Origin of the sequence: Geminicoccus sp. (assembly GCF_036263595.1) — a bacterium.
Taxonomy (GTDB): domain Bacteria; phylum Pseudomonadota; class Alphaproteobacteria; order Geminicoccales; family Geminicoccaceae; genus Geminicoccus.
In genome coordinates, this window is the sequence record NZ_DATAGQ010000234.1 from 1 (window position 1) to 3,888 (window position 3,888).

Sequence of the window (3,888 nt, forward strand, 5' to 3'; positions counted from 1 at the left end):
CTGCTCGCCTACAACTGCGCCCGCCGACTGAAGACCCTCAAAGGCAAAAGCCCCTACGAGTTCATCTGTCAGCAGTGGACCATCGAGCCACAGCGGTTCAAAACCAACCCATACCATCACAATCCGGGACTAAACACCTAGCCATCAATGCACGCGATGCCATGCCTGAGGGCGGCAAACTCAGTATTACCACCCGGCTGATCCACCTGCCGCGTGATCCTGAGATCCAGGCTGGCAACTATGTTGAGCTAGTATGTTGAGCTAGCTGTTCGCGACACCGGAACAGGCATGTCACCGGAACTCGCTGCGCGCGCATTTGATCCGTTCTTCACTACCAAGGACGTAGGTAAGGGAACAGGGTTGGGCCTGAGCCAAGTCTACGGTATCGCCAAGCAGGCAGGAGGTACCGCTCGCATCGATAGTGAACCGGGTAAGGGAACGACGGTACGGGTCCTGCTCCCACAAGCAGATGTACCTGCCGACGCCGTGGCCGCAATAGACCCAGAGGCTGCTGAGCTGGAGCAGGCTGCGATGGTGCTGGTCATCGACGATGACCCCGACATGCGCCGAATCCTCGTCGAGCAGTTGGAAGCGCTCGGCTACCGCGTCCGACAGGTGGCCGATGGGCCGACGGGGTTGACGCTGGCGGCGGAAGAACGGCCGGATGCTGTCATATTGGATTTTGCGATGCCCGACATGAACGGAGCCGAGGTAGCCAGGATCCTGCGCGAGCGCTGGAGGGATCTGCCTATCGTGTTTGTCAGCGGGTATGCGGATACGGCAGCGATCGAGAGTATCCTGGGCACATCTACGCCATTGCTGCGTAAGCCCTTCCGGGTCGGGGAGCTGCAGGCGGTTCTTGTGGAGATCCTGAACAAGCAGCCCTCAAAGCCTGCCTGAAACTAAGCCTCTGATCCGCTGCGGCTTTCCGCGAACGCATCGGCCGCCCACGCCGTTGATCGACGATCCCGACCAGAGGACGACGACCATGGCATGGACAACCGACGACCGGCGCCGCTACGCGCCGGCCATTCAGGAGATGGTGCGGCAGGGCATGCTTGTCCGCTTGGCCAGCACGATCGATGCGCTCGATCCGCCCGCGCGCGTCGGGCGGCCGCGAGTCTGGTCGACCCTGGCCATGCTCCAGGCTTTGTGGCACGTGGCGCGCGACGACCGCGCCTGGCGGCGGCTGCCATTCTGCTCGCCTCCACACCAGACCGTGTGGAGCCGGCTCATGGGCTGGCGGCGACGGGCCGTGCTGGACCGGGCCTTACCTTAGCTGTCCTGGTCACTTGCCGTCGGCCGCAAGTGCCGGCCGACGGCGGCAATCGTCGACACGCAGAGCGTCCGGACCGGCCCCCAGCGCGGATACGATGCCAACAAGAAGGTCAAGGGCAGGAAGCGCGTGCTGATGGTCGACACTTGAGGGTGATCCGCTCGGGATACGGGGGGTGTCGGCCGACATGCAGGATCGCGATGCCCTGCACGCCCTGGCCCTGGATCTCGACGCCCACTTCTCCCTTCTCCTGGTCTGGCTGGACCGCGGCTTTGCCGGCGCTGATCCCGCCGCCTTTCTTCTTGCCCGCGGCATCACTGCCGAGATGGTCGGCACGGTCGGGCGCAAGGGGTTCCAGGTCGAGCCCAGACGCTGGAAGATCGAGCAGACCTTCGGTTGCCTGCAGCGCTATCGTCGCCTGCGCATCGACGACGAGGTCAGCCTCGAAACCTCAAGACATATGACCGTGCTCGCTTCGGTGTTCATGACTGGCATGCGCCTCGAGCGAATGCTGCACTCATAGCAGTTTCAGGCAGGCTCTCAGACTAAAACCGCTGGCATGGTCAACGAGCGACAACGCGAGCAGTGGTCCGCGGAGAGGGAAAGAGAACTTCGCTGGATCTCACGAACTCTTGCATCCTGACCGGCTTATCGAACCGCGACGTGCTCAGGTAGGCCTGCAGGATCATCGATGCGGCATAGCCGGTAGTGAACATGAACGGGATGCCGCGCACCCTCAGGGCATCGGCCGCCGGGAAACTCTTCTCGTCGTGCAGGTTGATGTCCAGGATGGTACCGTCGAGGATCGGGAGGGCGGCGAGCAGGCACTCGCCCTGGACGATCAGGATGCGACGAAGAGGATGAGATTCCCCGACACGTAGCTTGGGAAGCTACTGCTCTACCAGGACCGCCAGCATTCTTACGCGATCATCCATGCACGATAACCGAACTGCGGAGCCGGCTTGAAGTGCCTGAGGGCGTGCCACGTGCCGTCATCAAAGCCTGCCGCAAAGCCGGGTGCGGTCGGCACATGCCTGCGGAGGGCCTCCAAGGCATCTTCACCCCTTTCCCGTTCTGGGGCGAACCAAGCTCCCTCCCGGCACTCCCACTTGTTCCGCGCCAGATGATCAAGCAGATCCTGCTCGCTGACGCCCCGGCCTCCAAGAGCCTTTGCAGGCAAGATGACAACGGCGCTCATCCGTAGATCTCCAAGGTATCTGCACAAGCCAGGAGGATAGACGCAGTCAGCCTCAGGCGACCCAGTCGGAGAATAGCATGCGCGACGAGTTATGTGTTGATCACAGTGTGCGAGCGTAGCTGCCTCCTGCATTCATCTCGCCGCGGGCCGCTATTCCTCTGGGACGAGCTTCACATCGGCAAGCCTGTAGAGCCGCACCCTTGGCGCGCTGCCTTCTGCCCATCTGCTCTTGACCTTCCGGTCTGTCTCCAGCTGCAGAATAGCGGCATAGAACTCGTCATTGCTCACGCCGGCACGCTCTCGCAGAACCGGCCCTGGCAGTTCCGTCCGCTCGGCGAGCGCCGCCAGGATGGCTTTGTCGACTGGATCCTCAGCCATGGTGCTGCTCCCGCGCTTGGTTCACTTCCGCATCTGCTGGGCAGGCAGACCTGAACGATACCGGGCGCTAGCTGGTCACATCAACCACCGGCTGCCGCCGGAAATCAGCCATTTGGCAACCAAGCCAGCCATTGATGGGGCGGCTGGTACGCAGCGAGCGGTTGAAGACCTTCCTTCTGAGAACATCATGGGAACATCAAGGCTGGACTGCGGGCGCTTTTCATCATCTCGTTGCTGCTCCTGCCCAGCATCGGCTGGGCCTACCCGGCCAAGGTCGTGGGCGTGCATGACGGCGATACCGTCACCGTGCTCGACGAGGAGAAGGTCCAACATAAGATCCGGATGGGGTCGATCGACACGCCGGAGCTTGGACAGCCTTACGGTCAGAACGCCCGGCAGGCCGTCGCAGCACTGGTGTTCGGCAAGACAGTCGAGGTTGAACCTGTCGATCCCGACCGCTACGGCCGCACCGTCGCCGTGCTCATGCCTGGCGAAGAGAACGTCAACCGGGAGCTGGTTCGAGAGGGGGCGGCCTGGGCCTACCGGCAGTACCTCAACGACCCGGAGATGGTGAAGCTCGAGGAGGATGCCGGAGCGCACGAGCGCGGGCTCTGGCTTTGCAGGCCGACCAGATCATGCCGCCCTGGGAGTGGCGCAAGGCTGACAGGGTTCAGGCACAGCCGCCAAAGGCGAGCAGCAAGACGAACACAGCTGCCGCTTCTTCCAGCGCCGCTGGCGGCTTCACCTGCTCAGGCAAGCGCGTCTGCCGCGAGATGGGCAGCTGTGAGGAAGCTCAGTTCTACCTCTCGCAGTGCGGTCTCCGCCGGCTCGCTGGTGATCGTGACGGCGTGCCCTGCGAGTCGATCTGTTGGCAGGCTTGTCCTTGCCAGCCCTGAGGAGACTGGCGCGAAAGGCTCTGCAGTGCCTTGGGATGCCGGACATAGTGAGCGGTCGATGGCTTCGGGCACGTAGCACGTACCTGATAGCGCCGATCATCGAAGCCCCGGTCGGTCTTATACGAGGCCCTTGATGCCGT

General features: G+C 62.8%; 4 protein-coding genes and 4 pseudogenes. 7 read left to right on the plus strand and 1 reads right to left on the minus strand.

From position 1 onward, the window contains the following. From VHL31_RS25395 to VHL31_RS25415, 5 genes and pseudogenes are all read left to right on the plus strand, one after another. A pseudogene (locus VHL31_RS25395) lies at positions 1-141 on the plus strand (IS481 family transposase); the annotation flags it as partial. Between the two features lie 126 nt (positions 142-267). Beyond that, positions 268-456: pseudogene (locus tag VHL31_RS27125) on the plus strand (sensor histidine kinase); the annotation flags it as partial. Continuing rightward, a complete protein-coding gene (locus VHL31_RS26775) occupies positions 454-900 on the plus strand; it encodes a response regulator (RefSeq protein ID WP_414653830.1) in 447 nt (148 codons plus the stop codon). The pseudogene VHL31_RS27125 and the gene VHL31_RS26775, both read left to right, overlap by 3 nt. Positions 901-988: 88 nt before the next feature. Further along, entirely contained in the window at positions 989-1,279 is a 291-nt protein-coding gene (locus tag VHL31_RS25410; RefSeq protein WP_329664045.1) for a transposase, read from the plus strand. 148 nt (positions 1,280-1,427) lie between these two features. Then, positions 1,428-1,799: pseudogene (locus VHL31_RS25415) on the plus strand (transposase); the annotation flags it as partial. A gap of 825 nt (positions 1,800-2,624) precedes the next feature. Here the strand turns inward: VHL31_RS25415 and VHL31_RS25420 are convergent. Continuing rightward, entirely contained in the window at positions 2,625-2,852 is a 228-nt protein-coding gene (locus tag VHL31_RS25420; RefSeq protein WP_329664046.1) for a hypothetical protein, read from the minus strand. A 342-nt stretch (positions 2,853-3,194) separates the two neighbouring features. Here VHL31_RS25420 and VHL31_RS26780 point away from each other — a divergent pair. Both VHL31_RS26780 and VHL31_RS26785 read left to right on the plus strand, forming a co-directional pair. Next, a pseudogene (locus VHL31_RS26780) lies at positions 3,195-3,407 on the plus strand (thermonuclease family protein); the annotation flags it as partial. A 218-nt stretch (positions 3,408-3,625) separates the two neighbouring features. Beyond that, the gene (locus VHL31_RS26785; RefSeq protein ID WP_349262551.1) at positions 3,626-3,748 is read left to right on the plus strand and encodes a hypothetical protein; all 123 of its coding nucleotides are present in this window, start codon (positions 3,626-3,628) and stop codon (positions 3,746-3,748) included. Positions 3,749-3,888: the final 140 nt, after the last annotated feature.